Source organism: Kitasatospora sp. NPDC034023 (genome assembly GCF_055575795.1).
Genome location: NZ_JBVIRY010000002.1, coordinates 19,244 through 34,694, shown reverse-complemented (window position 1 = coordinate 34,694; position 15,451 = coordinate 19,244). Strand labels below are relative to the sequence as shown.

Here is a 15,451-nt window from a genome sequence, read left to right as displayed (position 1 = left end):
CTCAGCCCCTCCGGACGGCCGGGCCGCCCTGCGGGCGAGGCAGCGGCAGCCGGGCGACCAGGTCGGTCACGATCTGCTCGGAGGTGCGGCGGCTGAGCTGGGTCTCGGCGGTCGGCATCAGGCGGTGCGCGAGGACCGGGACGGCGAGGCGCTGGACGTCGTCCGGGGTGACGTAGTCGCGCCCGTCCAGCGCGGCGGCGGCGCGGGCGGCCCGGACCAGGTGCAGGGTGGCGCGCGGCGAGGCGCCCAGGCGCAGCTCGTGGCTGGTGCGGGTGGCGCCGACCAGGTCGACGGCGTAGCGGCGGACCGGGTCGGCGATGTGCACGGTGCGGACCAGGTCGACCAGCTTGAGGATGTCGGCGGCGTGCGCGACCGGCTGGAGGTCCTCCAGCGGGCTGGCGCCGGAGTGCACGTCCAGCATCGCGAGCTCGGCCTCGGGGCTGGGGTAGCCGATCGAGATCCGGGCCATGAAGCGGTCGCGCTGGGCCTCCGGGAGGGGGTAGGTGCCCTCCATCTCGACCGGGTTCTGGGTGGCCACGACCATGAACGGCGAGGGCAGCTCGTAGCTGGTGCCGTCGATGGTGACCTGGCGCTCCTCCATGGACTCCAGCAGCGCGGACTGGGTCTTGGGCGAGGCGCGGTTGATCTCGTCGCCGACCACGATCTGGGCGAAGATCGCGCCCGGGCGGAACTCGAAGTCGTGCCGCTGCTGGTCGTAGATGTTGGTGCCGGTGACGTCCGAGGGCAGCAGGTCGGGCGTGAACTGGATGCGGCGCACGGTGCAGTCGACCGAGCGGGCGAGCGCCTTGGCCAGCATGGTCTTGCCGACGCCGGGTACGTCCTCCAGCAGCAGGTGGCCCTCGGCGAGCAGCACGGTCAGGGCGATCCGGATGGCCTCCGGCTTGCCCTCGATCACGCTCTCGATGTTGGTGCGGATCCGGTCCACGACCGCGGCGAGCTCGGGGAGCCCGACCTGCTGGTACCCGTTCGCCCTCTGCTCGCCCCCCGCAGGACCACCGAGACCGGCCTGATCGTTGTAGCTCGTCACCCGTTTACGCTCCCTGGCACCCTGTGCCCGCCCCGTCCCGAGGCCGGACCCCACCCCATGCTTGACGCGGCCGTCCCGGGGACGGTTCCGATGGCGGATCCGGCGTCGGGGAGGCGGCCTGCGGCCCGGTCGCCCCAGGTGGTTCGGGGTCTGACCGGCAGCCGCATTCTCCCCCGCGCGATGGCCAGAAGTCACCATTCGGCCGACCCCGAATGCCGGTGGGGCGGGGGGCGGGGCCGGAGACCGCCTACCGGATCTCGCGCAGCAGGCCGGTGTGGACGTCGAAGACGAAGCCGCGGACGTCGTCCGTGTGCAGCAGGAAGGGCGAGGTGCGCACGCGCTGCATGGACTGGCGGACGTCGCCGTCCAGGTCGACGAAGGCCTCCACCGCCCACTGCGGGCGCTGGCCGACCTCCAGCTCCAGCTCGCGGCGGAAGTCCTCGGTGAGCCCGAGCAGGCCGCAGCCGGTGTGGTGGATCAGCGCGATCGAGCGGGTGCCGAGGGCGCGCTGGCTGATGGTCAGGGACCGGATGGTGTCGTCGGTGACGACGCCGCCGGCGTTGCGGATGACGTGCGCGTCGCCCAGTTCGAGGCCGAGCGCCGCGAACAGGTCGAGGCGGGCGTCCATGCAGGCCACCACGGCGATCTTCTGCACCGGGCGGGCGTCCATGCCGCCGTCCTGGAAGGTCACCGCGTACTCGCGGTTGGCCGCGACGAAGCGGTCGATGATGGTGGGTCCGGCGGGAGCGGCAGCGGCGTTCGGCGTGGGCCGGTCGGGGGTCACTGTCATGCCGGCGACGTTAGTGCGAATCCGGCGTCCGCGGTGGGGTGAAGAGCTACAGAACAGGAGGCTGTGATCGAGTGCATAGCCACAACGGGAGGGTTTGTCCGGGCTGGTCCCGGATGGGTCGTACGCGGGTCGTGGGGTGGGGGCGCGCGACGATGTCCGAAGGCCCCCGGATCGGGCCGCCGCGGGACCACCCCAACGGCCGCGACCTGCGGTGATCCGTTCCGCCGCCCGGGTGGTGCGCCGGAGCGGACCATTGACTGGCAGGGCCTGGGCGATAGAGTTTGCGGCGCAGTGGAGCACACCCGCCGGAGCCCGTCAACCGGGCCTTCCCGGCCGGTGCGGCCGGTCGACGCGGCCCGTGGCCTCCACCCGCTCCGTGCTCACCTGGCGCACCTTCCCCGGTGCCGGGCGGTCACGATCTTCCCCTCGAGCGGGCGGGGACCACGGGCCGCTTCGTCGTGCCGGGGGACGGTGGGCGAGAATGGTGGCAGCTCCCGGGCCTCGGGCTGCTCCGCACGAAGAAGGGCGCCACCGCGCATGACCACCAACGAACCGGGCCCCAAGCACGTTCCGGTGATGCTGCAGCGGTGCATGGACGCCCTGGCGCCGGCGATCTCGCGCCCCGGCGCCGTGGTGGTGGACGCCACCCTCGGCCTCGGCGGGCACAGCGAGGCGCTGCTCACCCAGTTCCCCGAGGTCCGGCTCGTCGCGGTGGACCGCGACCCGCAGGCACTGAAGCTCTCCGGCGAGCGGCTGGCCCCGTTCGGCGACCGGGCGACGCTGGTGCACGCCGTCTACGACGAGATCCCCGAGGTGCTGGAGCGCCTGGGCATCGACCGCGTGGACGGCGTCCTGTTCGACCTCGGCGTCTCCTCGATGCAGTTGGACGAGGCGGACCGCGGCTTCGCGTACGCGCAGGACGCTCCGCTGGACATGCGGATGGACCAGACCCGGGGGATCAGCGCGGCGGAGGTGCTGAACACCTACAGCCACGGCGAGCTGGCCCGGATCCTCAAGTTCTACGGCGAGGAGCGGTTCGCCGGGAAGATCGCCTCGGTGATCCTCCGGGAGCGGGAGAAGGAACCGTTCACCAACAGCGCGCGTCTGGTCGATCTGGTGCGCAACGCCATTCCGGCGGCGACCCGCCGCACCGGCGGAAACCCGGCCAAGCGGACGTTCCAGGCGCTGCGGATCGAGGTCAACGGCGAGCTGGAGGTCCTGGACCGGGCGATCCCGGGGGCGCTGGACGCCCTCACGATCGGCGGCCGGATCGTCGTGATGTCCTACCAGTCGCTGGAGGACCGCCTGGTGAAGCAGTACTTCGCCGCCGGGGCGACCAACACCGCCCCGCCGGGGCTGCCGTTCATCCCGGAGGAGCACCAGCCCTGGCTCAAACTGATCACCCGCGGTGCCGAGCAGGCCACCGAGGAGGAGATCGAGGAGAACCGGCGCGCCGCGCCCGTACGGCTGCGGGTGGCGGAGAGGATCAGGGACCGAAGCAAGCGGGGCTGACGAACGGTCCGGCGGGGTCCGAAGGGCGGAGGAGAGCGGTGGGGCCGGTGGCCGGTGAGGTCCGGGCGGGGCGGGGAGGACTCCCCGGACAGGGGAGGGCACGCATCACGGTCCGGCCGGGGAAACGCCCGGTCCGGGGGCGCACGCCGTTCGCGGTGCTCGTCGTGGTGCTGCTGGCGGCGGGGCTGCTCGGGCTGCTGGCGCTGAACACCGCGCTCAACGAGGGCTCCTTCGAGCTGTCCCGGCTGCAGAAGCAGACCACCGTGGCGACCGACGAGCAGCAGAGCCTGCAGCACCAGATCGATCAGAGCTCGGCCCCGGACGCGCTGGCCAGGCGAGCCGCCGAGCTGGGCATGGTCCCGGCCGGGGGGATGGCCTTCCTGGACGTCCCGAACGGAGGCAAGGTGGTCGGCACGCCCGGCCCGGCGCAGGACAGCCCGCCGGTGAAGCGCTCCACGGCCGACCCCTGGCCGACCAAGCCCGTGCCGGGCGGCGCCCAGCCGAGCACCGGACCGTCGCCGGCCGCCCAGCCGCCGGCCCCGCCGGCCGTGCCGACGACACCGGCCGCACCGACCACCACGGCGACTCCGACGACGGCGGCCTCGGCCGGCGACTCGGTGATCCAGCTCAACCCGGCCTCGCCCGCCGCGCCGAACGGGGGCCCCGGCCGATGACCACGCCTCGTCAGCCCTCCGGTTCGGGCTCCGGCAACGGCCGCCGCCCGGTGCCTCGGTCCGCCGCGCCGCGCGGCCAGTCCGGCTCCGGTCGGCCGCAGCCCGCCAAGAGCCAGCCCACGCGCGGCCAGCCGGCCAAGGCCCCGTCCCCGAAGGCGCAGCCGGCCAAGGCCCCGTCCGCGAAGGCCCAGCCCCCGCGCGGCCAGTCGGCGGCCAAGGCCCAGCCCGCGAAGGTGCAGCCCGCCAAGGCCGCCGTGTCCCGCAGCGCCCCGCGCACGCCGCAGCAGCGGCGTCCGGAGGGCCGGCCGCCGGCCCGCAGCCAGGCGGCGGTGCGGCCGCGCCCGAAGAGCCGGCTGCCGCAGCGCCCCAAGGCGCTCAAGCTGGCCGAGCCGAAGCGCCGGCTGCGGGTGATCACCGTGGTGATGTCGCTGGTGTTCTCGGTCTTCGCGGGCCGCCTGATCCAGCTCCAGCTGGTCGACTCGGACGCGCTGGCCGCCGACGCCAACACCAACCGCTACCTGAACATCCCGATCACCGCCGAGCGCGGCTCGATAGCGTCCGCCGACGGGGTGGCGCTGGCCGCCACCGTCGACGCGTACGACATCACCGCCGACCCGGCGATGTTCACCCCGGAGGCGACCGGCATCCCGGACGCGCCGGAGCAGGCGGCCGCCCTGCTGTCGCCGATCCTCGGTGTGCCCAAGGAGAGGATCGCCGCCGACCTGCACACCCCCAAGACCCGCTACAAGCGGCTCGCCGCCCAGCAGACCCCGGCCGCCAAGAACCAGATCAGCGACCTCAAGTCGAGCCTGGAGAAGCAGGCCGGCTCGCGGGCCTGCCAGGTCCAGAAGAAGCTGCTCGGCAAGCCCGCCGACCAGGGCGGGCGCACCCGGGTGGACAACGAGTGCGCCAACCCGCTGGCCGGGGTGTTCAACCGGGAGACCCAGAAGCGGGTCTACCCCGCCGACGGGCTGGCCGCCAACCTGGTCGGCTTCGTCAACGGCGAGGGCGCGGGCGCCGGGGGGCTGGAGCTGCAGTACCAGCAGCAGCTGGCCGGCAAGGACGGCCACAGCAGCTACGCCCAGGCCGGCGGACGGCTGGTGCCCACCGCCGGGGGCTCGATGGACCCGGCCGTGCCCGGCAGCGACGTGAAGCTGACCATCAACCGGGACATCCAGTGGGCCGCCCAGCGGGCGATCACCGACCAGGTGGCCAACTCCGGCGCGGAGAAGGGCTACGTGGTGGTCCAGGACGTGAAGACCGGCCAGGTCCTCGCGATGGCCACCGCGCCCGGCTTCAACCCGAACGACCTGAGCCTGTCCAAGCAGGCCCAGCTGGGCAACCCCGCCCTGGTCGACGCGTACGAGCCGGGCAGCACCGCCAAGCTGATGAGCCTGGCCGCCGTCCTGGACTCCGGCAAGGCCACCTGGGACACCAAGGTCACCGTCCCCAACCGGCTGGTCCGGGCCGGCCAGCAGTTCAAGGACGACGTCAACCACGACCCCTGGTACCTGACCCTGGCCGGAGTGCTGGCCAAGTCCTCCAACATCGGCACCATCGAGGCGATCGAGACCCTCGGTGACGGCAACCAGCTCCAGGCCAACAAGGTGCTGGACGGCTACATGCGCAAGTTCGGCGTCGCCCAGCCGACCGGCCTGAACTTCCCCGGGGAGACCCCGGGGATGCTCAAGAAGCCGGAGGACCTGGTCGCTTCGGAGAAGTACAACATCTCCTTCGGCCAGGGCCCGCTGCAGATGAACGCGCTGCAGGCCACGTCGGTCTACTCGACCATCGCCAACGGCGGGGTGCGGGTCGCGCCCAGCATCGTCCAGGGCCTCACCGGCCCGGACGGCAAGTACACCGCGACGCCGCCGGGGGAGCAGACCCGGGTGGTCAGCGACCAGACCGCCAAGACCCTCACCTCGATGCTGGAGTCGGTCGTCGACGACGAGCAGGGCACCGGCGGCAAGGCCGCCATCCCCGGCTACCGGGTCGCGGGCAAGACCGGCACCGCCGACCGGGGCGCCGCCAACGGCGTCGGCTACGACGGCTACACCGCCTCCTTCATCGGCTTCGCCCCCGCCGACGCCCCCCGCGTCACCGTCTCCTGTACTCTCCAGGGCCCGGTCAACGGCCACTTCGGTGGCCAGCTGTGCGGCCCGGTGTTCAAGCAGGTGATGGAGTTCACCCTGAAGACCCTGCAGGTCCCGCCGAGCGGCAGCCAGGCGCCCAACCTGCCCGTCGAGTGGAAGCCGTGAGCGAGCATGAGCGACGAGCGGGCCGGGTCGGCCGACGGTGCGGCGAAGGGCCGGTTTGGCCCTGGGCACCCTTCGGCGGATAGCCTTCCCGCCGTGCCGAAACCCGATCAAACCACCGTGAGTCCGCCCCGCCCGACCGGGACCGCCGCTCTGCCGCTGGCCGAGCTGGCCGTCCGGCTGGGTCTCGCGCCCGTCGAGGGCGGCGCCGTCACCGGCGTCACCCACGACTCCCGCGCGGTCCGCCCGGGCGATGTGTACGTGGCCTTCCCGGGCGCCAACCACCACGGCGCGGCCTTCGCGGCCAAGGCCGCGGAGTCCGGCGCGGTGGCCGTGCTCACCGACCTGGCGGGCGCCGACCTGGCGGCCGACACCGGTCTGCCGCTGCTGGTCGTCGAGCGGCCGCGAGCCGTCATGGGCGAGCTCGCCGCGATCGTCTACGGCCGCCCCTCCGAGCGGCTGCTGATGATCGGGCTGACCGGCACCAACGGCAAGACCACCACCTCGTACCTGGTCGAGGGCGGCCTGCGCGGCGCCGGGCGCCACCCCGGCGTGATCGGCACCGTCGAGATGCGGGTCGGCGAGGAGCGGATCAAGAGCGAGCGCACCACCCCCGAGGCCACCGACCTGCACGCGATCCTCGGCGTGATGGCCGAGCGCGGCGCCGACGCGGTGACCATGGAGGTCTCCAGCCACGCCCTGGTCTTCGGCCGCACCGACGGCGTCGCGTACGACGTCGCGCTGTTCAACAACCTCACGCCCGAGCACCTCGACTTCCACCCGGACATGGAGGACTACTTCCAGGCGAAAGCCCGGCTCTTCCAGCCCGGCAAGTCCCGCCACGGCGTGGTCAACCTGGACGACGAGTACGGCCGCCGGCTCGCCGCCGAGGCCAAGATCCCGGTGACCACCTTCTCCGCCACCGGCGCCGCGGACGCCGACTGGCGGGCCGTGGACGTCCGGCTCGGCCCGGTCGGCTCCACCTTCCGGGTGCTCGGCCCGGACGGCGCCGAGGCCGAGGCGGCCGTCCCGCTGCCCGGCCCGTTCAACGTCGCCAACGCGATCGCCGCGATCACCCTGCTGGTCGCCGCCGGGCTGCCGCTGGAGCAGGCCGTGGCCGGCGTCGCCGCGGTTCCCGGTGTGCCCGGCCGTCTGGAGCGGGTGGACGCCGGCCAGCCGTTCGTGGCCGTCGTGGACTACGCGCACAAGCCGGACGCCCTGCAGGCCGTCCTCGCCTCGCTGCGCGAGGTCACCAAGGGCCGGCTGCACGTCGTCGTCGGCTGCGGCGGCGACCGCGACCCGCACAAGCGCGGCCCGATGGGCGCCATCGCCGCCCGCCTCGCCGACACCGCCCTGCTGACCAGCGACAACCCGCGCAGCGAGGACCCGCTGGCGATCCTCGCCACTATGCTGACCGGCGCCGCCGCGGTGCCGGAGGCCGAGCGCGGGGCCGTCCTGGTCGTTCCCGACCGGGCCGAGGCGATCCAGCTGGCGGTCGCCCGCGCCCAGGCGGGGGACACCGTGCTGGTGGCCGGCAAGGGCCACGAGCTCGGCCAGTACGTACGAGACGAGATCCGCCCCTTCGACGACCGGGAGGTGCTGCGCGAGTCCATCGCGCGGACCACGGCCGTGCGGGGCGACCGAGGAGTAGAGCAGCAGTGATCGCACTGACCCTCGCCGAGGTGGCCGCCGCAGTCGGGGGCACCCTGGACGGCGCCGACCCGGACACCCTGGTCACCGGCCCGGTCGAGGTCGACTCGCGCAAGGTGAGCCCCGGCGGCCTGTTCGCGGCCTTCGTCGGCGAACACGTGGACGGCCACGACTACGCGACCACAGCCGTCGAGGCCGGCGCCGTCGCGGTGCTGGCCTCCCGCCCGGTCGGCGTGCCCGCCGTCCTGGTCGACAGTGTGGTGGAGGCGCTCGGCAGGCTGGCCCGTACCGTGGTCGCCCGCGCCGAGGGCACCGCCGTGGTCGCGCTGACCGGCTCGGCCGGCAAGACCAGCACCAAGGACATGATCGCGCAGCTGCTCCAGCGCCACGGTGCGACCGTCTACCCGCCCGGCTCGCTCAACAACGAGATCGGCCACCCGATGACCGCGCTGCGGGTCGAGGCCGGCACCCGGCACCTCGTCATGGAGATGGGCGCCCGGCACAAGGGCGACATCGAGTACCTCACCTCGATCACCCCGCCCCGGGTCGGCGTGGTCCTGAACGTCGGCACCGCCCACGTCGGCGAGTTCGGCTCCCAGGAGGCGATCGCCGAGGCCAAGGGCGAGCTCGTCGAGGCGCTGCCCGTCGACGGCACCGCGATCCTCAACGCGGACGACCGGCTGGTGCGCGCGATGGCCACCCGCACCAAGGCGAAGGTGGTCCTGTTCGGGGAGTCCCCGGACGCCCACGTCCGGGCGACCGACGTTCGCCTGGACGCCACCGGACGGCCATCGTTCACGCTCACCACCCCGGCCGGTTCCGCGCCCGTGCAACTGCGCCTGTACGGTGAGCACCACGTCTCGAACGCCCTCGCCGCCGCCGCGGTGGCGGTGGAGCTCGGGATGTCCGTCGACGACACCGCCGCAGCCCTGGGCGAGGCGGGTGCGCTGTCCCGCTGGCGCATGGAGGTCGTCGACCGGGCCGATGGTGTCACCGTCGTCAACGACGCCTACAACGCGAACCCCGACTCGATGCGGGCCGCGCTGCGGGCGCTGGTCTCGATGGGGGGTCGCGGCCCGGAGCGTCGCCGCACCTGGGCGGTGCTCGGCGAGATGCGGGAGCTCGGCGAGGAGAGCCTGGCCGAGCACGACGCCATCGGGCGGCTCGCCGTCCGGCTGGACGTCACCAAGCTGGTGGCGGTCGGCGGACGCGAGGCGGCCTGCATGGAACTCGGCGCGAGGAACGAAGGTTCGTGGGGTGAGGAGTCGGTGCTGGTGTCCGACGCGGACGCGGCGGTCGAGTTGCTGCGCAGTCAGCTGCGGCCGGGGGATGTGGTCCTGGTGAAGGCATCCCGTTCGGTGGGGCTGGAGAAGGTGGCCGAGGCCCTCCTGACGGACGGTGCTGCCCGATGATGAAGCAGATCCTCATCTCCGGGATGATCGGCCTGATCCTCTCGCTGGCCGGCACGCCCGCCCTGATCAAGCTGCTCGCCCGGCAGGGCTACGGCCAGTACATCCGCGACGACGGCCCGAAGGCGCACCACAGCAAGAAGGGCACGCCCACCATGGGCGGCATCGCCTTCATCCTGGCGACCCTGATCGCGTACTTCGGCACCAAGGCGATAACGGGCGAGAGCCCGACCGCCTCCGGGCTGCTGGTGCTCTTCCTGACCACGGGCCTCGGCCTGGTCGGCTTCCTGGACGACTACATCAAGGTGGTCAAGCGCCGCTCGCTCGGCCTGCGGGCCAAGGCGAAGCTGGCCGGCCAGTCCATCGTCGGCCTTGCCTTCGCGATCCTGGCCCTGCAGTTCCACGACGACCGGGGGCTCAGCCCGGCCTCGCAGTCGCTGTCCTTCGTGCGCGACTTCAAGTGGTCGATCGGCCCCGTGCTGTTCGTCATCTTCGCCTACTTCATGATCGCCGCGACCTCCAACGGCGTGAACCTGACGGACGGTCTGGACGGCCTCGCCACCGGCGCCTCCGTGATGGCCTTCGGCGCCTACACCTTCATCGGCGTCTGGGAGTACGGGCAGAGCTGCGCCTACACCGTCACCGCGACCGTCAGCTGCTACGACGTCCGCGACCCACTGGACCTCGCGGTGGTCGCGGCCGCCCTGATGGGCTCCTGCTTCGGCTTCCTGTGGTGGAACACCTCGCCCGCCAAGATCTTCATGGGTGACACCGGCTCGCTCGCCCTCGGCGGCGCCCTCGCCGGTCTGGCGATCTGCTCCCGCACCGAGCTGCTGCTCATCATGCTCGGCGGCCTCTTCATGGTCATCACCCTGTCGGTGATCATCCAGGTCGGCTCCTTCCGGATGACCGGCAAGCGCGTCTTCAAGATGGCACCACTGCAGCACCACTTCGAACTCAAGGGCTGGAGCGAAGTCCTGGTCGTGGTCCGCTTCTGGATCATCCAGGGCCTCTGCGTGGCCGTCGGCCTCGGCCTCTTCTACGCGGGATACCGGACCGGATGACCAACCCTGACTTCTCCGAACTGCCCGTCGTCGTCGCCGGACTCGGCGTCTCGGGCATCAGCGCCGCACGCGCCCTGCACGGCCTCGGCGCCCGCGTCACCGTCGTGGACGGCGGCGGCGGGCCTGGCCTGGCCGCCCGGGCCGCCGAGCTGGAGGCGCAGGGCATCACCGTGCGCCTCGGCGACGGCGCGAGCCTGCCCGAGGGCACCGAGCTGATCGTCACCTCGCCCGGCTGGGCCCCGGACAGCCCGCTGTTCGCCGCCGCCGAGGCGGCCGGGGTGCCGGTCTGGGGCGACGTCGAGCTCGCCTGGCGGCTGCGCAAGCCGCTGCCGGGCACCGGCGAGCCCGCCCCCTGGCTGGCCGTCACCGGCACCAACGGCAAGACCACCACCGTCCAGATGCTCGCCTCGATCCTCGCCGCAGCCGGCATGCGCACCGCCGCCGTCGGCAACGTCGGGGTCTCGGTGCTGGACGCGGTGCTCGCCGAGGAGCCGTACGACGTGCTCGCCGTCGAGCTCTCCAGCTACCAGCTGCACTGGGCGCCCTCGCTGCGCCCGTACTCGGCCGCGGTGCTCAACCTGGCGCCCGACCACCTCGACTGGCACGGCTCGATGGAGGCGTACGCCGCCGACAAGGGCCGGATCTACGAGGGCAACGTCGTCGCCTGCGTGTACAACCTGGCCGACCCGGCCACCGAGGCGCTGGTCCGCGAGGCCGACGTCGAGGAGGGCTGCCGGGCGATCGGTTTCGGCCTCGGCGCCCCGGGCCCGTCGAACTTCGGCGTGGTGGACGGGCTGCTGGTGGACCGCGCCTTCATCGAGGACCGGGCCAAGAACGCGGCTGAGCTGGGCTCCGTCGAGGACGTCAACCCTCCTGCCCCGCACAACATCGCCAACGCGCTCGCCGCGGCGGCGCTGGCCCGGGCGTACGGCGTCGAGCCGAAGGCCGTCCGGGAGGGCCTGCGGGCCTTCCGCCCGGACGCCCACCGGATCGCCGAGGTCGGCGTGGTCCGCGAGGTCACCTACATCGACGACTCCAAGGCCACCAACACCCACGCGGCGGCCGCCTCGCTGGCCGCCTACCGGCCGATCGTCTGGATCGCCGGGGGCCTCGCCAAGGGCGCGACCTTCGACGACCTGGTGCAGGGCGCGGCCGAGCGGCTGCGCGCCGCGGTGCTGATCGGCCAGGACCGGGCGCTGATCCGCGAGGCGCTGGAGCGACACGCTCCGGATGTGCCGGTGATCGAGGCGGCCGAGGGCCAGACTGGCGCGGTGGCGATGGCCGAGGTCGTCCGCGCGGCCGCGTCGCTCGCCCAATCGGGTGACACCGTGCTGCTGGCCCCGGCCTGCGCCTCGATGGACATGTTCACCAATTACGGCGAGCGCGGCGACCTGTTCGCGGCGGCCGTCCGGGAGCTTGCGGACAGCTAGGGCACTGGGCCTCCGGCGAGAGCACAGAACGGGTAGGGGCGTGGCGGGGCAGGGCAGGGCGGAATCCGGCGTTGGCAAGCAGGACGCCGCCGAGCCGTGGCGAGTGATCTCCGCCACCACGACCAAGTACAAGTCGGCCGGTCCGCTGGCCCGCGTCCAGGCCTTCCGGGCCCGGCTCGGGTACTGGCTGGACCGGCCGCTCACGCCGTACCTGCTGGTCGTCGGCAGCACGCTGCTGCTGGTCGTGCTCGGCCTGATGATGGTCTTCTCGGCCTCGCAGATCCTCGCCCTGAACCAGCACCACGCGGCCCAGTACTACTTCCTCAAGCAGCTGATCGCGGCCATCCTCGGCCTGGTCCTGCTGATCGGCTTCGCCTCCGTCCCCGTGGCGGTGCTGCGGGTGATCGTCTACCCGGTGATGTTCGGGGTGATCGGCGCGCTCACGCTGGTCGCCGTGCCCGGCATCGGGGTGCGGATCAACGGCAACCAGAACTGGCTGGATTTCGGCTTCTTCCAGTTCCAGCCCTCCGAGTTCGCCAAGCTCGCGCTGGTGCTCTGGGGCGCCGACCTGCTCGCCCGCAAGCAGAAGGCCGGCACCCTGAACTCCTGGAAGCACCTGCTGGTACCGCTGGTGCCGGGAGCCCTGCTGCTGCTCGCGCTGATCATGTTCGGCGGCGACATGGGCACCTCGATGATCCTGGTGGCCATGGTGTTCGCGCTGCTGTGGATGGTCGGAGCACCACTGCGGCTGTTCGTGGCCACCGTCGGGGTCGCGGTGGTGGTCTGCACCGCGCTGGTCATCACCGTCCCGCACCGCGCGGAGCGACTGGGCTGCATCGGCGTCACCAAGCTCGACCCCGAAGGCGCCTGCTTCCAGGCCCTGCACGGCGTCTTCGCGTTCGCGAACGGCGGTGGCTTCGGCACCGGCCTCGGCGCCGGCGTGGAGAAATGGGGTCAGCTGCCCGAGGCGCACACCGACTTCATCTTCGCCGCGACCGGCGAGGAACTGGGCCTGGTGGGGACGCTGTCGGTGATCGGCCTCTTCGCGGCACTAGGCTACGCGGGTATCCGTGTGGCCATCGGCACGAAGGACCCCTTCGTCAGGTACGCCGCGGGAGCCGCCACCACCTGGATCATGGCGCAGGCCATGATCAACCTGGGGTCGGCGCTGGGACTGCTGCCCATTGCGGGCGTCCCGCTCCCGCTGTTCTCCTACGGCGGTTCCGCCATGCTGTCGGCCATGTCCGCGATCGGTGTGCTGCTGTGCCTGGCACGCAGTACCTCGGGCGCGAAGGCGGCCCTGGCCGCCCGGAACAAGAACTCCCGGATCAGGAAGCGACTGGCCCGGGTGCTGACACGACGACGAACCACAGCGCGCCCGGCCCCCGGGCCGGCACGCAGGGAGCGGTGAATTTCGGTGCATGTCGTACTCGCCGGCGGGGGGACCGCCGGTCACATCGAGCCGGCCATGGCCCTCGCGGACGCCCTCCGCAGGCACGACCCGTCCATCGGGATCACCGCCCTGGGCACCGAGCGCGGTCTGGAGACCCGGCTGGTGCCCGAGCGCGGCTACCAGCTGGAGCTCATCCCGGCCGTCCCGCTGCCCCGCAAGCCCACCCCGGAGCTGATCACCGTCCCCGGCCGGCTGCGCGGCACCGTGCGGGCCGCCCAGGAGATCATCGAGCGGGTCAACGCGGACGCCGTGGTCGGCTTCGGCGGCTACGTCGCGATGCCCGCCTACCTGGCCGCCAAGCGGGCCGGCGTGCCGATCGTGGTGCACGAGGCGAACGCCCGCCCGGGCCTGGCCAACAAGATCGGCGCCCGCTACAGCGACTTCGTGGCGGTCTCCACGCCCGACAGCAAGCTGCGCGACTCCCGGTACATCGGCATCCCGCTGCGCCGCACCATCGCGACCCTGGACCGCAACGCGGCCCGCCCGGAGGCCCGGCACTACTTCGGCCTCGACCAGCGGCTGCCCACCCTGCTGGTCTCCGGCGGCTCCCAGGGCGCCCGCCGGCTCAACGAGACGGTCACCGCGATCGCCCCGCGGCTGCAGCAGTACGGCGTGCAGATCCTGCACGCGGTCGGCCCCAAGAACGAGCTGCCGCAGGTCGCGGACGTCCCCGGGATGCCGCCGTACCGCCCGGTGCCGTACCTGGACCGGATGGACCTCGCCTACGCGGCGGCCGACATGATGCTCTGCCGGGCCGGTGCCATGACGGTGGCCGAGCTGGCGGCCGTCGGCCTGCCCGCCGCCTTCGTCCCGCTGCCGATCGGCAACGGCGAGCAGCGGTTGAACGCCCAGCCGATGGTCAAGGCCGGCGGCGGCCTGCTGGTGGACGACGCCGAGCTGACCCCGGACTGGGTGCTGCAGAACGTGCTGCCGGTGCTCACCGACCCGCAGCGGCTGTGGGACATGAGCCGGTCCGCGGCCGAGTTCGGCCGGCGGGACGCCGACGACCTGCTGGTCGGCATGGTCTACGAGGCGATCCAGGCCCACCGCGGCGGCCGCCGCCGTGGCTGACGGCCGGCTCGCCGACCCGCTCGAAGCGGAGCTGGAGGACGAGGAGTCCGCTCCTCGCCTCCGGCTCTCCCGGCGGGGCATCGTGGTGCTGAGCGTGCTCGGCGCCGCGGTCTTGGGCGGGCTGGCCTGGCTGGTGTTCTACTCGTCGGTGCTGGACGTGCGCAGCGTCGCCGTCCAGGGGACGACCGACGACAAGCTGACGGCGGCCCAGGTCCGCGACGCGATCGGCGGGCTCGGCGACGGCCCGCTGGCCCGGGTGGACCTGGACGACGTCCGGCACCGGGTGGAGGCGATCCCCCGGGTGTCGAAGGCCGAGGTGTGGCGGGGCTGGCCGCACACCCTGCAGGTGAAGGTCGCCCAGCGCAAGGCGGTGGCCGCCGTCAAGGGGGAGGACGGCCGGTTCACCCAGGTGGATGCCGGGGGCGTGAGCTTCGCCACCGAGGCGGCCCCGCCGCAGGGCGTGCCGGTGGTGGAGCTGCGGCTCAGTCAGCAGGCGAACGACGTGGACGGGGTGATCTCCCGTCCGCAGTTGGTCCAGGGCGCGGTGGCGGTGGCCGCCGGGTTGCCGCCGGACGTCGCCAAGCGGGCCGGGGCGGTGCTGGTGCACTCGTACGACGACATCGAGCTGCAGCTCAGCGGGGGTGCGACGGTGCGCTGGGGGAGTCCGGAACAGATCGACCGGAAGGCCCGGGTGCTGGTGGCGCTGCTGAACCAGAAGGGTACGAACTTCGATGTGACCGCTCCGGAGGCGCCGGCGGTGTCGGGATGATCCGGTAGGTTCTGTGCCTGAGGGAGGGGTTGACGCCTCGAAGTGTCGGCCTGAACCTTGGTGGTCACCCCGGTTTCCTAAGCCGGCTGATGATCACATAGGCTCAAAAGAAAAGGGGAAGCTCGGCGTGTTCGTTGAAACACGTGCCAAGAGCCACCTAGTGTCCTGTGTCACCAGACTGTGCCACTTGGTGATGTGACGAAGGCACAGGACTAACCCTAAAGGTCAAGTTTAGGGTTGGGGTCGGCGGTCGGCATTTCGGACATTCAGTCAGAAACCAGGCTCCCTACCCATCGACATCCGTCGGAACGGACCCTCGCCGGGCC

The 15,451-nt window shown here is 72.6% G+C and carries 12 protein-coding genes; 10 read left to right on the top strand and 2 right to left on the bottom strand.

The window, feature by feature from the left end:
- Window position 1 precedes the first annotated feature (1 nt).
- On the bottom strand, window positions 2–946 hold the full coding sequence (locus tag ACZ52R_RS03015; RefSeq protein WP_360505465.1) for an AAA family ATPase: 945 nt from the start codon (window positions 944–946) through the stop codon (window positions 2–4).
- Between the two features lie 349 nt (window positions 947–1,295).
- A complete protein-coding gene (locus ACZ52R_RS03010; protein WP_360505359.1) occupies window positions 1,296–1,838 on the bottom strand; it encodes a beta-class carbonic anhydrase in 543 nt (180 codons plus the stop codon).
- A 537-nt stretch (window positions 1,839–2,375) separates the two neighbouring features.
- On the opposite strand from ACZ52R_RS03010, the gene rsmH reads away from it, so the two are divergent.
- From rsmH to ACZ52R_RS02960, 10 genes are all read left to right on the top strand, one after another.
- Window positions 2,376–3,350: a 16S rRNA (cytosine(1402)-N(4))-methyltransferase RsmH gene (rsmH, locus tag ACZ52R_RS03005; protein ID WP_360505361.1), complete on the top strand. Its 975-nt coding sequence runs from the start codon at window positions 2,376–2,378 to the stop codon at window positions 3,348–3,350.
- Window positions 3,351–3,505: 155 nt separating this feature from the next.
- The gene (gene ftsL, locus ACZ52R_RS03000) at window positions 3,506–4,024 is read left to right on the top strand and encodes a cell division protein FtsL (protein WP_465621460.1); all 519 of its coding nucleotides are present in this window, start codon (window positions 3,506–3,508) and stop codon (window positions 4,022–4,024) included.
- Window positions 4,021–6,282 carry a peptidoglycan D,D-transpeptidase FtsI family protein gene (locus ACZ52R_RS02995; protein ID WP_465752584.1) on the top strand — a complete coding sequence of 754 codons (2,262 nt, stop codon included), beginning with the start codon at window positions 4,021–4,023 and terminating at the stop codon, window positions 6,280–6,282. The genes ftsL and ACZ52R_RS02995 overlap by 4 nt, the downstream gene beginning before the upstream one ends.
- A 93-nt stretch (window positions 6,283–6,375) precedes the next feature.
- The gene (locus ACZ52R_RS02990) at window positions 6,376–7,941 is read left to right on the top strand and encodes a UDP-N-acetylmuramoyl-L-alanyl-D-glutamate--2,6-diaminopimelate ligase (RefSeq protein ID WP_465621456.1); all 1,566 of its coding nucleotides are present in this window, start codon (window positions 6,376–6,378) and stop codon (window positions 7,939–7,941) included.
- Window positions 7,938–9,341, top strand: a complete 1,404-nt coding sequence (locus tag ACZ52R_RS02985) for a UDP-N-acetylmuramoyl-tripeptide--D-alanyl-D-alanine ligase (protein WP_360505369.1) — start codon at window positions 7,938–7,940, stop codon at window positions 9,339–9,341. Before ACZ52R_RS02990 ends, ACZ52R_RS02985 begins: the two co-directional genes overlap by 4 nt.
- The gene (mraY, locus tag ACZ52R_RS02980; RefSeq protein ID WP_360505467.1) at window positions 9,341–10,402 is read left to right on the top strand and encodes a phospho-N-acetylmuramoyl-pentapeptide-transferase; all 1,062 of its coding nucleotides are present in this window, start codon (window positions 9,341–9,343) and stop codon (window positions 10,400–10,402) included. The genes ACZ52R_RS02985 and mraY overlap by 1 nt, the downstream gene beginning before the upstream one ends.
- Window positions 10,399–11,832: a UDP-N-acetylmuramoyl-L-alanine--D-glutamate ligase gene (murD, locus tag ACZ52R_RS02975; RefSeq protein WP_465663763.1), complete on the top strand. Its 1,434-nt coding sequence runs from the start codon at window positions 10,399–10,401 to the stop codon at window positions 11,830–11,832. The genes mraY and murD overlap by 4 nt, the downstream gene beginning before the upstream one ends.
- A gap of 106 nt (window positions 11,833–11,938) precedes the next feature.
- Window positions 11,939–13,243, top strand: coding sequence for a putative lipid II flippase FtsW (gene ftsW / locus ACZ52R_RS02970; protein WP_360505469.1), 1,305 nt, complete (start codon window positions 11,939–11,941; stop codon window positions 13,241–13,243).
- Window positions 13,244–13,249: 6 nt separating this feature from the next.
- Window positions 13,250–14,356: an undecaprenyldiphospho-muramoylpentapeptide beta-N-acetylglucosaminyltransferase gene (gene murG, locus ACZ52R_RS02965; RefSeq protein ID WP_030239918.1), complete on the top strand. Its 1,107-nt coding sequence runs from the start codon at window positions 13,250–13,252 to the stop codon at window positions 14,354–14,356.
- Window positions 14,349–15,125, top strand: a complete 777-nt coding sequence (locus ACZ52R_RS02960; RefSeq protein WP_465663764.1) for a cell division protein FtsQ/DivIB — start codon at window positions 14,349–14,351, stop codon at window positions 15,123–15,125. The genes murG and ACZ52R_RS02960 overlap by 8 nt, the downstream gene beginning before the upstream one ends.
- Window positions 15,126–15,451 lie beyond the last annotated feature (326 nt).